At 72.7% G+C, this 18,662-nt stretch carries 22 protein-coding genes; 9 read left to right on the top strand and 13 right to left on the bottom strand.

All coding sequences use genetic code 11. From position 1 onward, the window contains the following. Positions 1–10 precede the first annotated feature (10 nt). The 3 genes from OG990_RS21550 to OG990_RS21540 are packed head-to-tail and all read left to right on the top strand — an operon-like array spanning position 11 to position 4,666. Positions 11–871, top strand: coding sequence for a sulfurtransferase (locus tag OG990_RS21550; protein ID WP_406076967.1), 861 nt, complete (start codon positions 11–13; stop codon positions 869–871). Between the two features lie 48 nt (positions 872–919). Next, a complete protein-coding gene (locus tag OG990_RS21545; protein WP_355608360.1) occupies positions 920–2,101 on the top strand; it encodes an acetoin utilization protein AcuC in 1,182 nt (393 codons plus the stop codon). Between the two features lie 9 nt (positions 2,102–2,110). Further along, on the top strand, positions 2,111–4,666 hold the full coding sequence (locus tag OG990_RS21540; RefSeq protein WP_406076966.1) for a GNAT family N-acetyltransferase: 2,556 nt from the start codon (positions 2,111–2,113) through the stop codon (positions 4,664–4,666). Positions 4,667–4,714: 48 nt separating this feature from the next. On the opposite strand, the gene OG990_RS21535 is transcribed toward OG990_RS21540, so the two are convergent. The 4 genes from OG990_RS21535 to sigB all read right to left on the bottom strand — a co-directional run bounded on the left by OG990_RS21535 (position 4,715) and on the right by sigB (position 7,140). Beyond that, entirely contained in the window at positions 4,715–5,122 is a 408-nt protein-coding gene (locus OG990_RS21535) for a VOC family protein (RefSeq protein WP_406076965.1), read from the bottom strand. After that, entirely contained in the window at positions 5,119–5,616 is a 498-nt protein-coding gene (locus OG990_RS21530; RefSeq protein WP_406081841.1) for an SRPBCC family protein, read from the bottom strand. Before OG990_RS21530 ends, OG990_RS21535 begins: the two co-directional genes overlap by 4 nt. 5 nt (positions 5,617–5,621) lie before the next feature. Further along, a complete protein-coding gene (locus OG990_RS21525; RefSeq protein WP_406076964.1) occupies positions 5,622–5,999 on the bottom strand; it encodes an ArsR/SmtB family transcription factor in 378 nt (125 codons plus the stop codon). 124 nt (positions 6,000–6,123) lie between these two features. Continuing rightward, positions 6,124–7,140, bottom strand: coding sequence for an RNA polymerase sigma factor SigB (gene sigB, locus OG990_RS21520; RefSeq protein WP_406076963.1), 1,017 nt, complete (start codon positions 7,138–7,140; stop codon positions 6,124–6,126). Between the two features lie 230 nt (positions 7,141–7,370). Here sigB and OG990_RS21515 point away from each other — a divergent pair, with 230 nt between their 5' ends. Beyond that, positions 7,371–8,159 (top strand): sporulation protein, encoded by a 789-nt coding sequence (locus tag OG990_RS21515; protein ID WP_406081840.1) that lies wholly within the window; start codon positions 7,371–7,373, stop codon positions 8,157–8,159. 121 nt (positions 8,160–8,280) lie between these two features. On the opposite strand, the gene dtd is transcribed toward OG990_RS21515, so the two are convergent. Further along, positions 8,281–8,703, bottom strand: a complete 423-nt coding sequence (dtd, locus tag OG990_RS21510) for a D-aminoacyl-tRNA deacylase (protein ID WP_328424867.1) — start codon at positions 8,701–8,703, stop codon at positions 8,281–8,283. Between the two features lie 40 nt (positions 8,704–8,743). Beyond that, positions 8,744–10,228, bottom strand: a complete 1,485-nt coding sequence (locus tag OG990_RS21505) for a methyltransferase (protein WP_406076962.1) — start codon at positions 10,226–10,228, stop codon at positions 8,744–8,746. Positions 10,229–10,323: 95 nt separating this feature from the next. Between OG990_RS21505 and OG990_RS21500 the strand changes: the two genes are divergently transcribed. Continuing rightward, positions 10,324–10,914 (top strand): HhH-GPD-type base excision DNA repair protein, encoded by a 591-nt coding sequence (locus OG990_RS21500; RefSeq protein WP_355608375.1) that lies wholly within the window; start codon positions 10,324–10,326, stop codon positions 10,912–10,914. A 9-nt stretch (positions 10,915–10,923) separates the two neighbouring features. On the opposite strand, the gene OG990_RS21495 is transcribed toward OG990_RS21500, so the two are convergent. Together OG990_RS21495 and OG990_RS21490 are read right to left on the bottom strand one after the other, a co-directional pair. Beyond that, positions 10,924–11,235, bottom strand: a complete 312-nt coding sequence (locus OG990_RS21495; RefSeq protein WP_278138095.1) for a hypothetical protein — start codon at positions 11,233–11,235, stop codon at positions 10,924–10,926. 13 nt (positions 11,236–11,248) lie between these two features. Continuing rightward, positions 11,249–11,536 (bottom strand): hypothetical protein, encoded by a 288-nt coding sequence (locus OG990_RS21490; RefSeq protein ID WP_328424873.1) that lies wholly within the window; start codon positions 11,534–11,536, stop codon positions 11,249–11,251. 104 nt (positions 11,537–11,640) lie between these two features. Here OG990_RS21490 and OG990_RS21485 point away from each other — a divergent pair, with 104 nt between their 5' ends. Next, entirely contained in the window at positions 11,641–12,000 is a 360-nt protein-coding gene (locus tag OG990_RS21485) for a DUF3099 domain-containing protein (RefSeq protein WP_328424875.1), read from the top strand. Positions 12,001–12,027: 27 nt separating this feature from the next. Here OG990_RS21485 and OG990_RS21480 read toward each other — a convergent pair whose 3' ends face one another. Both OG990_RS21480 and OG990_RS21475 read right to left on the bottom strand, forming a co-directional pair. After that, positions 12,028–12,927, bottom strand: coding sequence for a carbohydrate kinase family protein (locus OG990_RS21480; RefSeq protein WP_406076961.1), 900 nt, complete (start codon positions 12,925–12,927; stop codon positions 12,028–12,030). Next, positions 12,924–13,859 carry a pseudouridine-5'-phosphate glycosidase gene (locus tag OG990_RS21475; RefSeq protein WP_355608382.1) on the bottom strand — a complete coding sequence of 312 codons (936 nt, stop codon included), beginning with the start codon at positions 13,857–13,859 and terminating at the stop codon, positions 12,924–12,926. The genes OG990_RS21480 and OG990_RS21475 overlap by 4 nt, the downstream gene beginning before the upstream one ends. Positions 13,860–13,947: 88 nt before the next feature. Between OG990_RS21475 and OG990_RS21470 the strand changes: the two genes are divergently transcribed. The 3 genes from OG990_RS21470 (at position 13,948) to OG990_RS21460 (ending at position 16,827) form a co-directional block, all read left to right on the top strand. Further along, positions 13,948–14,166: a DUF3039 domain-containing protein gene (locus OG990_RS21470; RefSeq protein ID WP_088946800.1), complete on the top strand. Its 219-nt coding sequence runs from the start codon at positions 13,948–13,950 to the stop codon at positions 14,164–14,166. 40 nt (positions 14,167–14,206) lie between these two features. Next, positions 14,207–14,869, top strand: coding sequence for a trimeric intracellular cation channel family protein (locus tag OG990_RS21465; RefSeq protein ID WP_406076960.1), 663 nt, complete (start codon positions 14,207–14,209; stop codon positions 14,867–14,869). Between the two features lie 233 nt (positions 14,870–15,102). Further along, the gene (locus tag OG990_RS21460; RefSeq protein WP_406076959.1) at positions 15,103–16,827 is read left to right on the top strand and encodes a DEAD/DEAH box helicase; all 1,725 of its coding nucleotides are present in this window, start codon (positions 15,103–15,105) and stop codon (positions 16,825–16,827) included. A gap of 248 nt (positions 16,828–17,075) precedes the next feature. On the opposite strand, the gene OG990_RS21455 is transcribed toward OG990_RS21460, so the two are convergent. The 3 genes from OG990_RS21455 to OG990_RS21445 form a co-directional block, all read right to left on the bottom strand. Continuing rightward, complete coding sequence (locus OG990_RS21455; RefSeq protein WP_406076958.1) at positions 17,076–17,237, bottom strand: hypothetical protein; 162 nt, start codon at positions 17,235–17,237, stop codon at positions 17,076–17,078. Beyond that, positions 17,234–17,911, bottom strand: coding sequence for a hypothetical protein (locus OG990_RS21450; RefSeq protein ID WP_406076957.1), 678 nt, complete (start codon positions 17,909–17,911; stop codon positions 17,234–17,236). The genes OG990_RS21455 and OG990_RS21450 overlap by 4 nt, the downstream gene beginning before the upstream one ends. Before the next feature lie 278 nt (positions 17,912–18,189). After that, a complete protein-coding gene (locus tag OG990_RS21445) occupies positions 18,190–18,423 on the bottom strand; it encodes a hypothetical protein (RefSeq protein WP_328424885.1) in 234 nt (77 codons plus the stop codon). Positions 18,424–18,662: the final 239 nt, after the last annotated feature.

Raw genomic sequence — 18,662 nt, 5'->3', positions numbered from 1 at the left:
GATGGTCGCCATGTCCGGTACCCAGGAGCCGCTGGTCGAGGTCGATCGGCTCGCCGCCGAGCTCGACCGCGCCGATCCGCCCGCCCTGCTCGACGTCCGCTGGCGGCTCACCGGCCCGCCCGGCCGCGACGACTACTTGGCTGGTCACCTGCCCGGCGCGGTCTTCGTCGACCTGGACACCGCGCTCTGCGGGCCACCCGGTGCCGGCGGCCGGCATCCACTGCCCGACCCGGCCGCGTTGCAGGCCGCGCTGCGGGCCGCCGGCGTTCGGGCCGGTCACCCCGTGGTGGTGTACGACGGCGGCGACGGCCTGGCCGCCGCCCGGGCCTGGTGGACGCTGCGCTGGGCCGGGCACCGCCCGGTCCGCCTGCTGCACGGCGGCTACCCGGCCTGGGTCGCCGCCGGCCAGCCCGTCTCCACCGTGGCGCCCGCCCCGGCCTCGGGCGACGTCGAGGTGCGCCCGGGCGATCTCCCGGTGCTCGACGCGGGGCAGGCCGCCGCGCTGGCGACCGCGGACGACGCCGTGCTGCTCGACGTGCGGGCCGCGCCCCGCTACCGCGGCGAGGTGGAGCCGATCGACCCGGTCGCCGGGCACGTGCCAGGAGCGGCGAACCTGCCCGCCACCGAGTACGTCGGACCGGACGGGCGCTTCCCGGCCGCCGACGTGCTGCGCGAGCGGTTCGCCGCCGTCGGGGCGACCGGGGCGCGGTCCGTCGGGGCGTACTGCGGCTCCGGGGTGACCGCCGCGCAGGCCGTACTCGCGCTGCACCTGGCCGGCCGCCCGGACGCGGCGCTCTACGTCGGATCGTGGAGCAACTGGGTGGCCGACCCGACCCGGCCGGTCGCCTCCGGACCGACACCCGGTCGCTGACCAGCGCGTGCGATGGGCCGGCGACGGTCCTCGTGCGACGATGGGCTCATGTCCGAGGACACGGTGGTGGTGTGGGACGAGTCGCTGCTCGCCTACGACATGGGCGAGCATCCACTCGACCCGGTCCGGGTGGAGCTGACCATCGCGCTCGCCCGCGAGCTCGGCATCCTGGACCGCCCAGGGGTACGCCTGGTCAAGCCGGAGCCCGCCGACGACGCCCTGCTCGCCCGGGTGCACCAGCCGGCCTACCTGGCCGCGGTGCGCGCCGCGCCGTACGACCCGCTGTTCGCCGGCTACGGGCTGGGCACCTCCGACAATCCGGTCTTCGACGGGATGCACGAGTCCAGCGCGCTGATCGCCGGCGCCACCGTGGCCGCCGCCGAGGCGGTCTGGCGGGGTGACGCCCGGCGAGCCGTGAACGTCGCCGGTGGCCTGCACCACGCGATGCCGGCCCGGGCCTCCGGCTTCTGCGTCTACAACGACCCCGCGGTGGCCATCGCCCGCCTGCTCGACCTGGGCGCCGAGCGGGTCGCGTACGTGGACGTCGACGTGCACCACGGCGACGGGGTGCAGGAGATCTTCTGGGACGACCCCCGGGTGCTCACGGTCAGCCTGCACGAGACCCCACTCGCGCTCTTCCCGGGCACCGGCTTCCCGGACGAGACCGGTGGGCCGGGCGCGCAGGGCACCGCGGTGAACATGCCCCTGCCCCCGGGCGTCAACGACACCGGTTGGCAGCGGGCGTTCCACGCGATCGTGCCGTCGGTGCTGCGGGCGTTCCGACCGCAGGTGCTGGTCAGCCAGTGCGGCGCCGACGGGCACCGGCTGGACCCGCTCGCCGACCTGAACCTGACGGTGGACGGGCAGCGGGCCACCTACCTGGCGTTGCGGGCGCTCGCCGACGAGCTGTGCGACGGCCGCTGGGTGGCCACCGGCGGCGGCGGGTACGCGCTGGTCGAGGTGGTGCCCCGGGCCTGGACCCACCTGCTGGCCGTGGCCACCGGCGCCCCGCTCGACCCGGCGACGCTCACCCCGCCGGCGTGGCGGGCGCTGGCCGCCGCCCGTGGCCCCGGTCGGGAGGTGCCGCTGCGGATGACCGACGACGCGGACCCGTCGTACGAGCCGTGGCAGCCGACCGGCGAGCCGAACGCGGTGGACCGGGCGATCGCGGCCACCCGCAAGACGGTGTTCCCGCTGCTCGGGCTCGACCCGCACGATCCGCGGGACTGAGCCGGGCCGGTGACGACCGTCGACCAGTCGGTGGACGTGCTGCTCAGCGACGGCAGCACCGTCCAACTGCGACCAATCAGTCCGGAGGACGCGCCGGACATCGTGGCGATGCACGGCCGGTTCTCCGAACGCACCCGCTACCTGCGCTACTTCTCGCCGTACCCGCGCATCCCCGAGCGGGATCTGATCCGCTTCGTCACCGTCGACCATCGCGACCGCGAGGCGTTCGTGGTGCTGGCCGGCGACCAGATCGTCGCGGTCGGCCGCTACGAGCGGCTCGGCCCGCAGGCCCCGGAGGCGGAGGTGGCCTTCGTGGTGGAGGACGCCCACCAGGGCCGGGGCATCGGTTCCGTGCTGATGGAGCACCTGGCCGAGGCCGCCCGGCGCAACGGCATCATGAGCTTCGTCGCCGAGGTGCTGCCGGCCAACGGGACGATGCTGCGGGTCTTCGCCGACTTCGGCTACCAGGTCCAGCGCGAGTACGCCGACGGCGTGGTCCACCTGAGTTTCCCGATCGCGCCCACCGAGGCCACGCTGGAGGTGCAGCGCGGTCGGGAGCATCGCACCGAGGCCCGCTCGATCGCCCGGCTGCTCGCCCCGCGCGGGATCGCCGTCTACGGTGCCAGCGCCACCGGCCAGGGCGTCGGCGCGGCGGTGCTCGGGCACCTGCGCGACGGCGGCTTCACCGGTGCGGTGGTGCCGGTGCATCCGAGCGCGTCGACCGTGGCGGGGCTGCGCGCGTACCCGTCGGCGGTCGACGCCAAGTTGCCGGTGGACCTGGCGGTGGTGGCGGTCCCACCGGAGGCGGCGACCGCGGTGGTCGCCGACGCGGCCGCCGCCGGGGTGCACGGCCTGGTGGTCATCTCGGCCGGCTTCGGCGAGGCCGGCGCCGAGGGCGCGGCCATGCAGCGGGCGCTGGTCCGCACGGCGCACGCCGCCGGGATGCGGGTGGTCGGCCCGAACTGTCTCGGCGTGGCCAACACCAACCCGGCGGTACGCCTCAACGCCACGCTCGCCCCGGCGCTGCCGCCAGCCGGTCGGGCCGGCATCTTCAGCCAGTCCGGTGCCTTCGGGGTGGCGCTGCTCGCCGAGGCCGACCGGCGTGGCCTCGGGCTGTCCAGCTTCGTCTCGGCCGGCAACCGGGCCGACGTCTCCGGCAACGACCTGCTCCAGTACTGGCAGGACGACCCCGACACCGACGTGATCATGCTGTACCTGGAGACCTTCGGTAATCCGCGCAAGTTCGCCCGGCTGGCTCGGCGGATCGGCCGGGCCAAACCGGTCGTCGCGCTCGCCTCGCCCGCCCGTCCGGTCGGTGTCGGCGACACCGCCGGGCCGGACGAGGTGGCGGTGGCGGCGCTCTTTGCCCAGTCCGGGGTCATCCGGGTGGACACCGTTCCGGAGCTGCTCGACGTGGGGGTGCTGCTGGCCAACCAGCCACTGCCGGCGGCCGGCCGGGTCGGCGTGGTCGGCAACTCCTCGGCGCTGACCGGCCTGGCGGCGAGCGCCTGCGCCGGGCAGGGCCTCACCGTCGTCGACGGCTACCCCCGTGACGTCGGGCCGAGCGCCGGCGCCGCCGATTTCGCGGCCGCGCTGGCCGAGACGGCGGCCGACGACCGGGTGGACGCGCTGGTGGTGGTCCTCGCCCCACCGCTGCCCGGCCAACCCAGCAATGTGGACGCCGATGTCGCCGCCGCGCTGCCCGCCGCACTTGCGTTGGGTAAGCCGACCGTGGCGACGTTCCTGGTCGGGCGACTGCCGGCCGGCGTGCCGGTGTACGGCGGCGTGGAGGAGGCGGTGCGGGCACTCGCCCGGGTGCACCGGTACGCCGAATGGCTGCGTCGCCCGCCCGGAGTCGCGCCCGAGCTGTCCCGGATCGACCGGACCGCCGCGCAGACCGCGCTGCGCGCCGACCCGCCTGACCCGACCGCGCTACTGGCGGCGTACGGCATCGACGTGGTGGCGTCGGTGCCCGTCGACTCGGTCGACGCCGCGGCCGGCGCGGCGGCGCGGCTGGGCTTCCCGGTCGCGCTCAAGGCCGCCGCCCCGGGGCTGCGGCACCGGCTCGACCTGGGCGCGGTCCGGCTCGACCTGCCCGACGAGTCGACGGTCCGCCGGGCGTACGCCGAGCTGGCGGCGGCATTCGGCGCGGACGTGCTGGTACAGCCGATGGTCCCGCCCGGGGTGGCCTGCGTGGTGGAGCTGGTGGAAGATCCGGCGTTCGGGCCGGTGGTCGGCTTCGGCCTCGGCGGGGTCGCCACCGAGCTGCTCGGCGACCGGGCCTGGCGGGCGGTGCCGCTGACCGACCGGGACGCCGCAGAGCTGGTCGACGAGCCCCGGGCGGCGCCGCTGCTGCGCGGGCACCGGGGCGCCGCACCGGTCGACCGGGCGGCCCTGGCCGACCTGCTGCTGCGGGTGGGTCAGCTCGCCGACGAGCAGCCGCGGGTGCGCTCGCTGACCCTCAACCCGGTGCTCGCCCGCCCGGACGGCATCTCGGTCCTGCACGCCCAGGTACGGGTCGGCGGCGTGGCCGCCCGACCGGACACCGGCCCTCGCCGCTTGTGAGGGCCCCTTCTCAGCGCGTCCGGTCAGGCCCCTTCTCAGCGGGTCCGGTCAGGCGCGGCTGGAGATCTGCTGGATGGCCCAGGCGTTGCCGTCCGGGTCGGTGAAGAAGACGAAGCCGACGTTGTCCAGCGGGTGCGGCGTGGGGCTCGGGCTGGCGCCCAGCACCTGGATCTCGCTGACCTCCACACCACGTTCGACCAGCTCGGCGCGGGCCTGCTCCAGGTCGGGCACCACCAGTTGCAGTCCCTTGAGCGAGCCCGGCGGCATGTCCGGGACGGCGCCCTTGCCGATCACGACCGAGCAGCCGGACCCGGGCGGGGTCAGCTGGACGATCCGTGCGCCGTCGCCGACCACCGTGTCGTGGTCCACGGCGAAGCCGAGCTGGTCGGCGTAGAACTTCTTTGCCCGGTCCACATCGGAGACCGGCACGATCACCACTTCCAGTGTCCAGTTCATGGTGTCTCTCCTCGCATCGTCGTTGTCAGGTGCAGCAGTTCGGCGAGCCGTGTGAAGCTCTGCCCGACGCCTCGGGCCATCGGGTAGCGCAGCACGATGTCCCGCCCCTCGGGGGTGGCGTAGCGCAGCGTGGTGGTGACTGTCGTTCGCCCGGCCAGCTCGGTGAACTCGTGGCTGACCAGCGTCTCGCCCGGGTAGGACTGGTCGTCGAAGAGCTCGGTGCAGACCAGCAGGTGCGGTGGCTCGATCTGCCGGTAGACCCCGGCCTGGACCATCCGAGCGCCCTCGGGGCCCAGTGACACGTACCGCCACCGTCCGCCGACCCGCAGGTCGACATCGCATTCCGCCAGCCGCCACCCGCGTGCGCCGTACCACCGGACCAGCAGCTCAGGCTGGGTGAAGGCGGCGAACACCAGGTGCACCGGTGCGTCGAACAGCCGACTCAACACGATCTCCCGGTCGCCCGGGGTGTGTACGACGAGCGCGTCGCCGATGCCGGTCACCCGCCCGTCCCGTCCAGTCGGGCGCGCCGGCGCTCGGCGTCGGTCTGGTTGACGGCCTGGAGTTCGTCGAGCAGGGCGTCGAGGCGCTGGTAGCTCTCCGCCCAGTAGTCGCGGTAGTCGGCGAGCCAGGCCGTGGCCTCCCGCAGCGGTCGGGCCTCCAGCCGGCACGGTCGGCGCTGGGCGTCCCGCCCCCGGCTGATCAGGCCAGCGCGTTCCAGCACCTTGAGGTGCTTGGAGATGGCCGGCTGGCTCATCGCGAAGGGCTCTGCCAGCTCGGTCACCGTCGCCTCACCACCCGCGAGCCGGGCCAGGATGGCCCGCCGGGTCGGGTCGGCCAGCGCCGCGAAGGTCGCGTCCAACAGTTCGGTGCCCACCGCCTATAACCTCCTGGTTGTATAACCACATGGTTTCTATCGCGGATCGGTGCCACCGTCAAGCACCTCGACAGCATGAAAGGCCCCGGCGAACCGCCGAGGCCTTCCATGGGAACCAGGTGCGTCAGCAGGCGTACGCCTCCAGGCGCTGGGCCCGCTCCGGGGCTCGCAGCTTCAGCAGCGTCACCTTCTCGATCTGCCGGATCCGCTCCCGGGACAGGCCGAACTCCCGGCCGACCTCGTCCAGGGTGCGCTGCCGGCCGTCGTCCAGCCCGAACCGGAGCCGGATGACCGCCTGCTCCCGCTGCGACAGGGTGGCCAGCACGATGCTCACCTCGTTGCGCAGCTCGCCCTGCGCGGCCGCGTCGCCCGGCACGCCGCGCGGGTCCACCGCCGCCACGAAGTCACCGAGCGCGCTCTCGCCGTCGTCGCCGACGGCCTGGTCCAGGCTGACCGGCTCCCGGTCGTAGGAGATCAGCTCGATGACCTGGAACTCGGGGATGTCCAGCGCCTGGGCGACCTCGGCGACCGTGGGTTCGCGGCCCAGCGACACCGCCAGCTCGCGGCGGGCCCGGACCATCCGGTTGACCTGCTCGACCATGTGCACCGGGATGCGGATGGTGCGGGCCTGGTCGGCCATCGCGCGGGTGATCGCCTGCCGGATCCACCAGGTGGCGTAGGTGGAGAACTTGTAGCCCTTGGCGTAGTCGAACTTCTCCACCGCCCGGATCAGGCCGAGGTTGCCCTCCTGGATCAGGTCCAGGAAAGCCATCCCGCGACCGGTGTAGCGCTTGGCGATGCTGACCACCAGCCGCAGGTTCGCCTCCAGCAGGTGGTCCTTGGCAGCGCGGCCCTCCGCGACGATCAGCTCCAGATCGGCCCGCAGCTCCGGCGAGACCGGGGTGCAGGTGGCCAACTTCTCGTCGGCGAACAGGCCGGCCTCGATCCGCCGGGCCAGGTCGACCTCCTGGGCCGCGGTCAGCAGCTTCGTCCGGCCGATCCCGTTGAGGTACGCCCGAACCAGGTCGGTGGAGATGCCACGCTCATCGGTGGCGTCCAGGTCGGCGAGGACCTCGGTGGCCCCGTCGGTGTCGGTGCTGGCGGCCGGGCGCATCCGGTGTTCCGTCATCTGCAGGGCCATCTCTGTCTCTCCCCGTGTCCACGTCTGTGCCGTGCCTCCGGCCCAGTGGTGCCGGTGTGACACACAGCTTGGCGGGCGGGGCGTGAAACGGGAGTGAGGCGATCGGGCACCCGACAGGAATCCGGTCGGATCGGCGGAGCGGTGTGTCGCCCCGGTGTGCCTTGCCCGCCCCGGCTACCGTCCCGACCGTCGGCCATCCCGGGTCGGCGGGACAACAGATGGAGGATGGTGTGGTCTTCAAGCGGCTCATGAAGGCGATGGGGGTCGGCGGCCCGTCGGTGGAGACGGTGCTGGCCAACCCGAACTGCCGCCCGGGCGGCCAGTTGGAGGGCCGCATCCAGGTCGTCGGCGGTGACCACCAGGTCGACATCGACCACGTGACGCTCGGCCTGGTCACCCGGGTCGAGGTGGAGAGCGGCGACAACGACTACGACACCACTCAGGAGTTCCACCGCCAGCAGGTCACCGGTGCGTTCCGGCTGCAGCCGGGGCAGCGCCACGACATCCCGTTCCGCTTCGACGTGCCGTGGGAGACGCCGGTCACCGAGCTGTACGGGCAGCACCTGCACGGCATGACGATGGGGCTGCGTACGGAGCTGGAGGTGGCCCGCGCGGTCGACAAGGGCGACCTGGACGCGGTGGCGGTGCACCCGCTGCCGGCGCAGGAGCGCCTGCTGGAGGCGTTGCTGCGACTGGGTTTCCGGTTCGCCCGCGCCGATGTGGAGCGTGGCCACATCTACGGCGTACGGCAGACGCTGCCCTTCTACCAGGAGATCGAGTTCAGCCCGGGGCCGCAGTACGCCCGCTCGATCAACCAGTTGGAGGTCACCTTCATCGCCGACCCGCAGCAGATGCAGGTGGTGCTGGAGGTCGACAAGCGCGGCGGCGTCTTCACCGAGGGCCGCGACGCCTTCGGCCGCTTCACGGTCGACCACGCCACCGCCGACCGCACCGACTGGACCGCCGAACTCGACGGCTGGCTCCGCCAGTCCCTGTCCCGCCGAGGCCTCTTCTCCTAACGGACGTGCTCGGCCCCACCTCCCCGGTGATCAAGAGGTTTGCGTCACATCGAGGGCGAGTTCTGACGCGAACCTCTTGATCACCGCTGCGGGGGTGCGGGGGCGGGGGTGCGGGGTGGGGTTAGAGGTCCAGGAGGATGGTTCGGGGGCCGATGTTGGTGCTCTCGACGAGCATGTGGGTGCGGAAGCGGCCGGTCTCGACCGGCGCGCCCCGCTCGCGCAGCGCGGTCACCACGGCGGTGACCAGGGGCTCGGCCACCTCGGCGGGGGCGGCTGCGGTCCAGCTCGGACGGCGACCCTTGCGGGCGTCGCCGTAGAGGGTGAACTGGCTGACCACCAGGATCGGCGCACCCGTGTCGGCGGCGGACCGCTCGTCGTCCAGGATGCGCAGCTCGTGCACCTTGCGGGCCATCGTCGCGGCGGTCTCGGCGGTGTCGGTGTGGGTCACCCCGAGCAGCACCAGCAGGCCGTCCTTGATCGCGCCGACCACCGCGCCGTCCACCGTCACGCTGGCCCGCCCGACGGTCTGCACCACCGCGCGCATCAGCGGCCCGCCAGCGGCCCGGCCGCCCGTGTCACCCGCATCAGGCGGTCACCGGCTCGATGACGCCGCGCTCCACCAGGTGCGCGACGATCGGGCCGGCCGCCTCGGCCAGCTCATCGGGCGCGACGTCGTGCGCAGCGGCCAGCAGCGCGAGCTGGTCGCGCAGCGGCAGCCGCCCATCGGCGCCCCCGACCAGCGCCAATACCAGCGGGTCGACCTCCTCGCTCCAGCGCAGGCCGTGCGGCATCGCGAGGACCTGCCGGTCCACCGCCCAGCCCTCGTCGCCCATGGTGGCCTCCTGCCGCAGTTGGAGGCCCTCGGCGGCCCGGTAGCGCTCGGCGAGCAGCGCCTCGGTGTCGCGTACCCGAAGGAAGTCCTGGCGGTCGAACCAGGCTGCGACCTGGTCGCCCAGCGGCGGCTGCACCCGCTGGCGCAGCTCCTCCACCCGGACCACCGGGTCAGCGTGCCCGCCCCTGCGCAGCGACACGATGCCGAAGCCGATGGCCTCCACCTTGTGCGCGTCGAACCAGTCCAGCCAGGCGGCCATCCGCTGTGGGTCGGCGCTCTCGCCGACGTCGGTGAGCCACAGGTTGACGTACGCCATCGGGTCGGCCACCTCGCGCTGGATCACCCAGGCGTCCAGGCCGGTCCCCGTGAACCAACCGGAAACCCGCTCGTCCCACTCCTCGCCGGCGACGTGCACCCAGTTCGCCAGGTACTGCATGGTGCCGCCCTCGGTGAGCAGGTCGGGGGCGGCGGCAGCCAGTTCGGCGCCGATCGCGTCACCCACCCGACCGGAGTCGCGGTAGACGTGCGTGGTGGTGCCCGGGCCCACCACGAAGGGCGGGTTGCTCACCACCAGGTCGAAGCGCCGGCCGGCCACCGGCGCGACCATGTCGCCACGCAGCAGTTCCCAGTCCTGGCCGTTGAGCGCGGCGGTGGTCGCGGCGAAGCGCAGGGCCCGCTCCGAGAGGTCCGTGGCGGTCACCGAGCCCGCGTGGGTGGCCAGGTGCAGGGCCTGGATGCCGGAGCCGGTGCCCAGGTCCAGCGCGGTGTCGACCGGCCGACGGACGGTCGCGCCGATCAGGGTGTGGGTGGCCCCGCCGAGGCCGAGCACGTGCTCGGCGTGCAGCGGTCGGCCCGGCCGGGCGCTGGCGGGCACGTCGGCGAGCACCCACCAGTCGTCGCCGTACGGTTCGAGGTCGACGCCGGCGCGCAGGCCGTCACCGTGCCGCTCGACCAGCCCGCCGGCCACCGCCTCGTCGATGCTCAGCGGCGCCAGCGCGGCAGCCACCGTCGCCTCCGACTCGGTCTGGTCGCAGATGAACACCCGGATCAGGGTGCCGAGCGGGTCGCGGTCCTCGGTTGCCCGCAGAGCGGCCCGGTAGTCGTTGCGCGCGACCGCGCCGGTCGCCTGCGCGCCGAGCCGGTTCGCGATCCCGTTGCTGGTGAACCCGGCCCCGGTCAGCGCGGTCCGCAGCGCGTCGACGCCAGCGGGGGAGAGCAGCATGTCGTGTTCGTCCACGCCGCCATCCTGCCCCCCGTTGTGTCCCCGGTCAGCGCCACCCGCCGGATCCGACCCGGAGCGTCGGTGTTCGCCCGGCTGGGCGGCCGGGCAGGATGGTGTGCATGACGCTCGTGCTACCCATCGACCCGGAGGCCAACCTGCTGCTGGAGCGCAGCCCGCTGGCCAGACTCCTTGGCATGGTTCTTGATCAACAAGTGCCGATGGAGAAGGCATTCTCCTCGCCGTACGTGCTGGAGCAGCGGCTCGGCCACGACCTGGACGCCGCGGAGCTGGCCGGGTACGACCCGGAGGCCCTGGTCGCGATCTTCGCCACCCCGCCCGCGCTGCACCGGTTTCCGAAGGCGATGGCGGCCCGGGTGCAGGAGGTGTGCCAGGTCCTGGTGGACCGCTACGACGGCGACGCCGCCCTGCTCTGGTCCGACGTCGCCGACGGGCCCGAGCTGTTTCGCCGGGTCGCCGAGCTGCCCGGCTTCGGCAAGCAGAAGGCGCAGATCTTCGTGGCCCTGCTCGGCAAGCGGTTCGGAGTGACCCCGCAGGACTGGCGGGAAGCGGCCGGCGGGTACGGCGACCCGGGCGCGTACCGGTCGGTGGCCGACGTCACCGACGCTGACTCCCTGCGCAAGGTGCGGGAGTACAAGCAGCAGATGAAGGCGGCGGCGAAGGCGAAAACCGCGGGCAGCTGACCCGATCGCTCAGGCGGCGGTGGGGTGGGCCAGCGAGGCCAGCGCACGCCGGACGTCGGCGAGCGAGACGGTGGCGGAGTCGTCCAGGTCGGCCAGGCCGGCCTCGATCCACTGACGCATGAGCGTGGTGACCCCGATGCCCCGGGCGTCGGCGGCGGCCCGCACCCGCTCGTAGGTGTCCAGCGGCAGCCGGACCGATCGGCTCACCATCGGCACGTCGGTGTCGGGGGTGGGCAGATCCACCGCCGGGCTCTCATCGATCAGCTCGGCGATCCGGTCGTCGCCGCTGTGGAACTGCTTGGTCGCGTCGTTACGGTGCATCGTCACGGCCTCCTCATCGGCGAGATCTCCGCACGGCCTCGTCGTAGCGCTTGGACTCGACGTCGCTCAGTTCGCGAGCGGAGAGGATGTCCCAGTCGTTGTCGGTGCCATCGGCCTCGGCGAGCAGCACCGCCAGTCGGCGGCCCCGCCGGGCGACGGCGTAGACGACCATCACGTCGTCGCCCAGGTGGCGAATCACCCGTCGGGCGCTGTGCAGCGCCTCCCAGACTTCCCCGGGCGTGACGTCGTAGACCCTCAGGTTGGCCAACGCCTCATCGGTGAAGCTGAACCTGCTGCCCACGTCGCGGAGCGTACCACGGGCGTAACACGCGACGGGATGAGTCGAATTTCGCTGATCACGGCGACGCGGTGACAGGATGAGGCGTAATCCCCTCGAGGAGGTCCATGGTGAAGCGTCAGGCGTACCAGCCGATTCTGATCACCGACGCCTCGCGCAGCCAGGACGATCAGCTCACCAGCCGTCAGCGCCGCTATGTCCTGATGATGTGCATCAGGGTCGCCTGCATCGTTGTCGGCGCGATCCTGGTTGGCGTGAACGCCCCACTGCTCTGGCTCTGGCTGTCGCTGTGTGCCCTCGGCATGGTGCTCATCCCGTGGCTGGCCGTGCTGCTGGCCAACGACCGGCCGCCCAAGGAAGAGCACCGGCTGGCCAACCGGTTCCACCCGCGCCAGCATGACGACACCCCGCCGATGAGCCTCACCGCCGACGAGCGCCCGCACAAGGTCATCGACGCCGAACCCTGACCCGCGTGCGGGCCAGGGTCCGGCAGGTCACGGCCGCGGCCGGGCGCCGATCGTGGAGACGGCCAGCGCGCCCAGGTCGGTGGCGCGATTCAGCGCCGCCGCCGGGGTGGCGCCGGCGAGCCAGGCGGTGAGCAGACCGGCCGCGAAGGCGTCGCCGGCACCGGTGACGTCCACGACCGTCACCCGCCGGGCCGGGGCCACGCTGACCGTGTCCGTGCGGTCCACCCAGACCGCGCCGGCCGCGCCACCCTTGACCACCACCCGCCGGGCGGTCGCCGACAGCGCCCGCCCCTGCGCCGCCGGGTCCAGGCCGCCGGCCAGCGCCGTCGCCTCGTCCGCGTTGAGCAGCAGCAGGTCGACGTCGCGTACCCAGCCCAGGAAGGCCGCCGCGCCGACCCGCCGCAGCGGCGCCGCGGAGGCCGCGTCGACGCTGGTGGTGAGCCCGCGCTCGCGGGCGGCGGCGAGCGCCCGCAGCCCGGCGCCGCGCGACCCGGCGTCCAACAGGGTGTACGCGGACAGGTGCAGATGCCCGGCGTCGGGCACCGCCGCGATGGCCCGCTCGACGTGCTCGGCGCACAGCCGCAGGTTCGCGCCCCGCTGGCTGACCATGGTGCGCTCGCCATCGGTGGCCAGCACGATCACCATGCCGGTCGGGACGCCCTCGACCCGGTCGATCGCGCAGTCGACGCCCGCCCGGTCGAGCTCGGCTATCCGGTCCCGCCCCGCGTCGTCGTCGCCGACCGCGGCGACGAGCGTGACGTCAACCCCCTGCGCGGCGACCCAGGCGGCGGTGTTGGCCGCCTGCCCACCCCCACCAAGGCTGATCTCGGCCGCGGTGTCCGAGCCGGCCGCGAGCGGCCCGGACAACACGGCGACCACATCGGTGATCACGTCCCCGACGACGACCACCCGGGCCGGGTGGGTCATGCCGGTACGGCGGTGGAGCGGGCGGCCGAGGCCACCGCGATCCGCGCGGCCAGGTCGGCGTTGCGCAGGATGATCCGGACGTTCACCGCCAGGCTCGCGCCCTCGGTGGCCGAGTGGAAGTGCGCCAGCAGGTACGGGGTCACGGCCTTGCCGGTCACCCCGTCCCGGTCCAGCCGGGCCAGGCCGTCGGCGAGGGTCCGGTCGTGCAGCTCCGGGTCGAGCTGCTCGTCAACCGGCAGCGGGTTGGCGATGATCAGTCCGCCGGCGTGCACGGCCTGCCGGTCACGGGCGGCGAGCACGGCGGCGACCTGCTCCGGCGAGTCCACCGACCAGTCCAGGTCGAAGCCGCCGTCGGTGAGGTAGAAGCCGGGGAACCGGTGGGTGCGGTAACCGACCACGGCGACCCCGAGGGTCTCCAGCCGCTCCAGCGTCGCGCCCACGTCGAGGATCGACTTGACCCCGGCGCAGACCACCGCGATCGGGGTCCGGGCCAGGGTGATCAGGTCCGCCGACTCGTCGAAGGTGTGCGCGGCCTCCCGGTGCACCCCACCCAGACCGCCGGTGGCGAACACCCCGATCCCGGCGCCGGCGGCCACCGCGCTGGTCGCGGCCACGGTGGTGGCACCGTCCGCGCCGGTCGCCGCCGCCACCGCGAGGTCGCGGACGGAGAGCTTGGTCACACCATCGACGGTGGCCAGCCGGGTCAGCTGCGCGTCGTCCAGGCCGACCACCAGCTCGCCGCCGATCATGCCGATCGTCGCCGGTACCGCTCCGGCGTCCCGGACCGTCTGCTCGATCTCCCGGGCCACGCGCAGGTTCTCCGGCCGGGGCAGGCCGTGCGAGACGATGGTGCTCTCCAGGGCGACGACGGGCCGGCCGTCGTGCAGGGCCTCGGCCACCTCGGTGCCGTAGCTGATGCGAAAGTCAGTCACGGGGGCACGGTACGGGGTGGGGCTTCGGCCGGCCTCAAGTGGACCCGGCCGTGATGACCTGCCAAACTTGACGGTTGGAGGTGCAGACGTGAGCACAGAGGTTCTCGAGCGTCCGGAGCTGAAGGACGCCGACACCGGTCCTGAGATGTTCCACTACGTCCGCAAGGAGAAGATCGCCGAGAGTGCCGTCATGGGCACCTACGTCGTGGCGCTCTGCGGGGAGACCTTCCCGGTCACCAAGGCGGCCAAGCCGGGTTCGCCGGTCTGCCCCAAGTGCAAGGAGATCTACGACTCGTACCGCGAGTGAACGCCGGCCGGCGTCCCGGCCGGCGACGTAGCCTGCGGCGGTGACCACCTCCACCGCCCTGCTCCTCGCCGACCTGACCGGGGTGGCCGTGTTCGCCGCCTCGGGGGCCTCGGCCGCGGTGGCCAAACGGCTCGACCTGTTCGGTGTCGCGTTCGTCGGCTTCGTGGCCGCCCTCGGCGGTGGGATCCTCCGGGACCTGGTCATCGACGAGGTGCCACCGCTGGCCTTCGCCGACTGGCGGTACGTGGCCACCGCCGCGATCACCGCCCTCGCCGTCTTCTGGCTGCACCCACAGTTGGCCCGGCTGCGCACCACGGTGCTGGTGCTGGACGCGGCGGGCCTCGGGCTGTTCACCGTTACCGGCACGCTCAAGGCGCTCGACGCCCGGGTGCCGGCGGTCGGCGCCTGCCTGATCGGCATGCTCACCGCGATCGGCGGAGGGCTCGGCCGGGACCTGCTCACCGCCGAGATCCCGGTGGTGCTGCGTCGGGAGATCTATGCCGTGGCCGCGCTGGTCGGGTCGGTCGCGGTGGCGCTGCTGTACGTCGCCGGGCAGACCGGGCCCGCACCGCTCACCGCCGCCGCCGTACTGGTCTTCGGGCTGCGTCTGATCGCGCTGCGCCGACGCTGGTCCGCCCCGGTGGCGACGATGCGCCCGCCGCGCACCAGCGGGGCGGATCCCCGCACCGACCGGGAGTGGTGACGCGCTCGCTCTGACCGAGTGTCGGGGCCGGGCACCCGTGCGAGGGGGTCGTGGGGCGCTGCGGGCGGGGGTGGTGGATGTGACCAGCGTGGCGTCGCCTGGGCCGCAGCGCCCGCGCTGGTTATGCTGAGTCGGCCTTCGCGGCAGCTTCTGCGCGGAGGCGTTTTCATGGGCGGCGGTACTCGTGGCCCTCGCCCCGGATCCGCCGTCGTGCGGTCGGAGAGGAGCTTCGCGTGGCAGCCCGGACGCCGGTGCTTGAGACGTTCCCGGCCCTACGCGCCTGGCAGCGCAAAGCCCTGGTGGAGTACCTGCGCCGACGCACCGAGGACTTCACGGCGGTCGCCACGCCGGGTGCCGGCAAGACCACCTTCGCCCTGCGGATCGCGGCCGAGCTGCTCGGCGACGGCACGGTGGAGGCGGTCACCGTGGTCGCCCCGACCGAGCACCTGAAGAACCAGTGGGCGGACGCCGCCGCCCGGGTGGGCATCCAACTCGACGCCGCCTTCCGTAACGCGGACGTGCACTCCGCGGCCGACTTCCACGGCGCCGTGGTCACCTACGCCCAGGTGGGGATGGCCCCGCAGGTGCACCGTCGGCGCACCATGACCCGGCGCACCCTGGTCATCCTCGACGAGATCCACCACGCGGGCGACTCCCGATCCTGGGGCGACGGGGTGAAGAACGCCTTCGAGCCCGCCGTACGCCGGCTGATGCTCACCGGCACGCCGTTCCGCTCCGACGACAACCCGATCCCGTTCGTCAGCTACGAGCGGGGCGGTGACGGGCTGCTCCGCTCCCGCGCCGACTCGGTGTATGGCTACTCCGACGCGCTGCGCGACGGCGTGGTCCGGCCGGTGCTCTTCCTGGCGTATTCCGGGGAGACCCGCTGGCGGACCAACGCGGGGGAGGAGTTGGCGGCCCGCCTCGGCGAGCCGATGACCCAGGACCTGGTGGCGCAGGCGTGGCGTACCGCGCTGGACCCGGCCGGAGACTGGATGCCGCAGGTGCTGCGGGCCGCTGATGCCCGGCTCACCGTGCTGCGCAACGCCGGGATGGCCGACGCCGGCGGGCTGATCATCGCCACCGACCAGCAGACCGCCCGCTCGTACGCCAAGCTGATCGAGCAGGTGACCGGCGAGAAGGCCGCCGTGGTGCTCTCCGACGACCTGGGCGCGTCCGCACGGATCGCGACATTCGCGGCGTCCGAGCAGCGGTGGCTGGTCGCGGTGCGGATGGTGTCCGAGGGTGTGGACATCCCGCGGCTCGCCGTCGGGGTCTATGCCACCAGTGCCAGCACCCCGCTCTATTTCGCCCAGGCGATCGGCCGGTTCGTCCGGGCACGCCAGTCCGGGGAGACCGCGTCGGTCTTCCTGCCCAGCGTTCCGCACCTGCTCGGGCTGGCCAGCGAGATGGAGACCGAGCGGGACCACGTACTCGGCAAACCCAAGGAAGCCGACGGTTTCGACGACGATCTGCTGGAGCGTGCCCAGCGCGACGACCAGGCCAGCGGGGAGCTGGAGAAGCGGTTCGCCGCGCTCTCGGCCACCGCCGAGCTGGACCAGGTGATCTTCGACGGCGCGTCCTTCGGCACCGCGGCCCAGGCCGGTACCCCCGAGGAGGAGGAGTACCTCGGCCTGCCCGGCCTGCTCACCGCCGATCAGGTCTCCCTGCTGCTGACCAAGCGGCAGACCGAGCAACTCGCCGCCCAGCGCCGCCGCACGGCCGCTCAGCCGGCCGCTGCGCCCACCGTGGCGCCGCAGGCACCCATGAGCGCCGCCCAGCGCCGGGTGGCGCTCCGGCGGCAACTGAACGCTCTGGTGGCCGCCCGGCACCACCGCACCGGCCAGCCGCACGGCAAGATCCACGCGGAGCTGCGCCGACTCTGCGGCGGACCGCCGAGTGCCCAGGCCACCATCGAGCAGCTAGAGGAACGCATCGCCACCGTGCAGACCCTCTGAGCCCGCCAGCCCCACCCACACCGACCACGCCTCCCGCCCCGGGTGACCGGCGCTGCCCGGTGTCCGGCGGCGTCAGCTCTCCATGATCGTGCTCGATCCAGGATCCAGTGGCACCCCGTATCGGTGAGGCCACTACTTCCAGGAGCTTGTCTCATCCTGTTTGGGCTGCTCAGGGATGGTTGACAGGTCGTGGTGGTGTGGTTGGGGTGCTGGTGTGCGGGTGTGGATCTTCGGTGTTGATCATCTGTCTAGCGGTTGATTTCGGTGTTGGTCAGCACGAGTAGGGCGCGTAGCAGGGTGGTGGCGTGTGGGCGCCAGCCGTGGCGTAGTCGGGTGAGGATGCGCCAGTTCTTGAGGTGAGCGTGGGCGTGTTCATTGGCCGCGCGTTCGCGGCTGAGCAGGGTGTTCACGCTGTGTTGGGCGGGGGTGAGGGGTGGTGGCGGTTGCCGCGTCGTCCGGTGATGACGGTGGGGTTCTCGGGTTGGTCGTCGAGGCGGGTGTGGATGCGGTCGCAGATGACGGCGAGGTCATGACGGCGTAGCCGGGTGGGTAGGCGTAGGCGTTTGGCTTGGGTGGCTTCGTGGGTGCGGGCGCCGGCGGCGGCGGAGATCCAGAGCAGCCGGCCGTGGTGGTCGGTGAGGGTGAGTACGCGTAGGTGGTGAGCCTTGTGTTTGCCGCACCACAGGCGTCGTTCGGCGCGGCCGCTCGGGCGGTGCACGGGCAGGCAGGTGCCGTCGAACAGCAGCGGGTCCTCACTGCTGGTGCGGGCGGTGTGGGTGAGGACTCGGTCCAGGCGGGGCGCCATCGCGGCGAGAGTGGTGATGGTTTGCCGAACCCAGCGGCGCACGCTGTGATGCGACACCCCGTAGGCGGCGGCGAGGTCGGCGGGACGCTGATCATGGCGGAGCACGGCCAGCACGATGAGGGCGACCTGCTCATCGGGCAGCTTGCGCCACCGCGAGCGCACACCACGGCGATACCGGCGGATCGCTTGAGTGATCATGGTCAGCGACTTCGTCGACAAGGGCAGATGGACCTGGTAGACCAGAGCATGGCCCTCGGTGGGCGTGTTGTCGTGTGTCACGACCTGCAACCCTCACCGAGGGCCCTGCTATGAGCCACGCGCAACACCGGAACAGATCGAACCTTCCCGAGGGCAGTCGATCATCAGCGAAGATCACCACACCCTGACCAGCGCCGCGACCCCACGACTCGTCCTGTCAACACCACCCCACCAGCCCAAACAGGATGAGACAAGCTCCAGGATCGAGCACGATCATGGGAGGGGGGTTTGGTGGGCAGAGAAAAGCCGACCGGAGACACCCTCGGGGTGCCTCCGGTCGGCTATGTCGGGTTGCGGGTTTAGTTTTCCATCAGGTCGGCGCCACGCCAGCTGAACTCGGGGTCCGTCGCGAACCGCACGGTGATCTTCACGAGATCCTCCGCGTACTTGTTCGCGTGGTGCCCACAGAACACCAACTCGCTACCACCCGCCAGAGTGATCCGGAGCTTGCCGGCAGCATTGCAGCGGTCGCACCGTTCATCGGCGGCTGGGGGAGCCACCGTTGCGGGCGGCGGCGTGAGGGTCGGGGTCATCGCCTTCCTCCTCTGGTCGTCACCGATGAACAATCTCTTCGGTCGTTGCTCACCTATCGTGCAACACCCATGCTGGGCCGTGCCTTCCCTGTGTGCCCGCGGGGGACCGAGGTCACACATGGCAGGGACAGTGTGCCGTGCACCCAGGGTGCCACGTCAACGATCACATTCGTGCATCCGGACGATCACCATCTGGCGTTGCACACCAGGTGGTCAAAACGACACGTTCGGTTGACGAA

The organism is Micromonospora sp. NBC_00858, from assembly GCF_045207365.1.
Classification (GTDB): Bacteria; Actinomycetota; Actinomycetes; order Mycobacteriales; family Micromonosporaceae; genus Micromonospora.
This window is presented reverse-complemented; position numbering and strand designations above follow the sequence as displayed.

What these genes read in the sequence shown, in the direction of transcription:
- OG990_RS21550 (WP_406076967.1), top strand. Translation starts at nt 11, where the DNA reads ATGTCCGGTACCCAGGAGCCGCTGGTCGAGGTCGATCGGCTCGCCGCC.
- OG990_RS21545 (WP_355608360.1), top strand. Translation starts at nt 920, where the DNA reads ATGTCCGAGGACACGGTGGTGGTGTGGGACGAGTCGCTGCTCGCCTAC.
- OG990_RS21535 (WP_406076965.1), bottom strand. Translation starts at nt 5,122, where the DNA reads ATGAACTGGACACTGGAAGTGGTGATCGTGCCGGTCTCCGATGTGGAC.
- sigB (WP_406076963.1), bottom strand. Translation starts at nt 7,140, where the DNA reads ATGGCCCTGCAGATGACGGAACACCGGATGCGCCCGGCCGCCAGCACC.
- dtd (WP_328424867.1), bottom strand. Translation starts at nt 8,703, where the DNA reads ATGCGCGCGGTGGTGCAGACCGTCGGGCGGGCCAGCGTGACGGTGGAC.
- OG990_RS21500 (WP_355608375.1), top strand. Translation starts at nt 10,324, where the DNA reads ATGGTGTGCATGACGCTCGTGCTACCCATCGACCCGGAGGCCAACCTG.
- OG990_RS21495 (WP_278138095.1), bottom strand. Translation starts at nt 11,235, where the DNA reads ATGCACCGTAACGACGCGACCAAGCAGTTCCACAGCGGCGACGACCGG.
- OG990_RS21485 (WP_328424875.1), top strand. Translation starts at nt 11,641, where the DNA reads ATGGTGAAGCGTCAGGCGTACCAGCCGATTCTGATCACCGACGCCTCG.
- OG990_RS21480 (WP_406076961.1), bottom strand. Translation starts at nt 12,927, where the DNA reads ATGACCCACCCGGCCCGGGTGGTCGTCGTCGGGGACGTGATCACCGAT.
- OG990_RS21445 (WP_328424885.1), bottom strand. Translation starts at nt 18,423, where the DNA reads ATGACCCCGACCCTCACGCCGCCGCCCGCAACGGTGGCTCCCCCAGCC.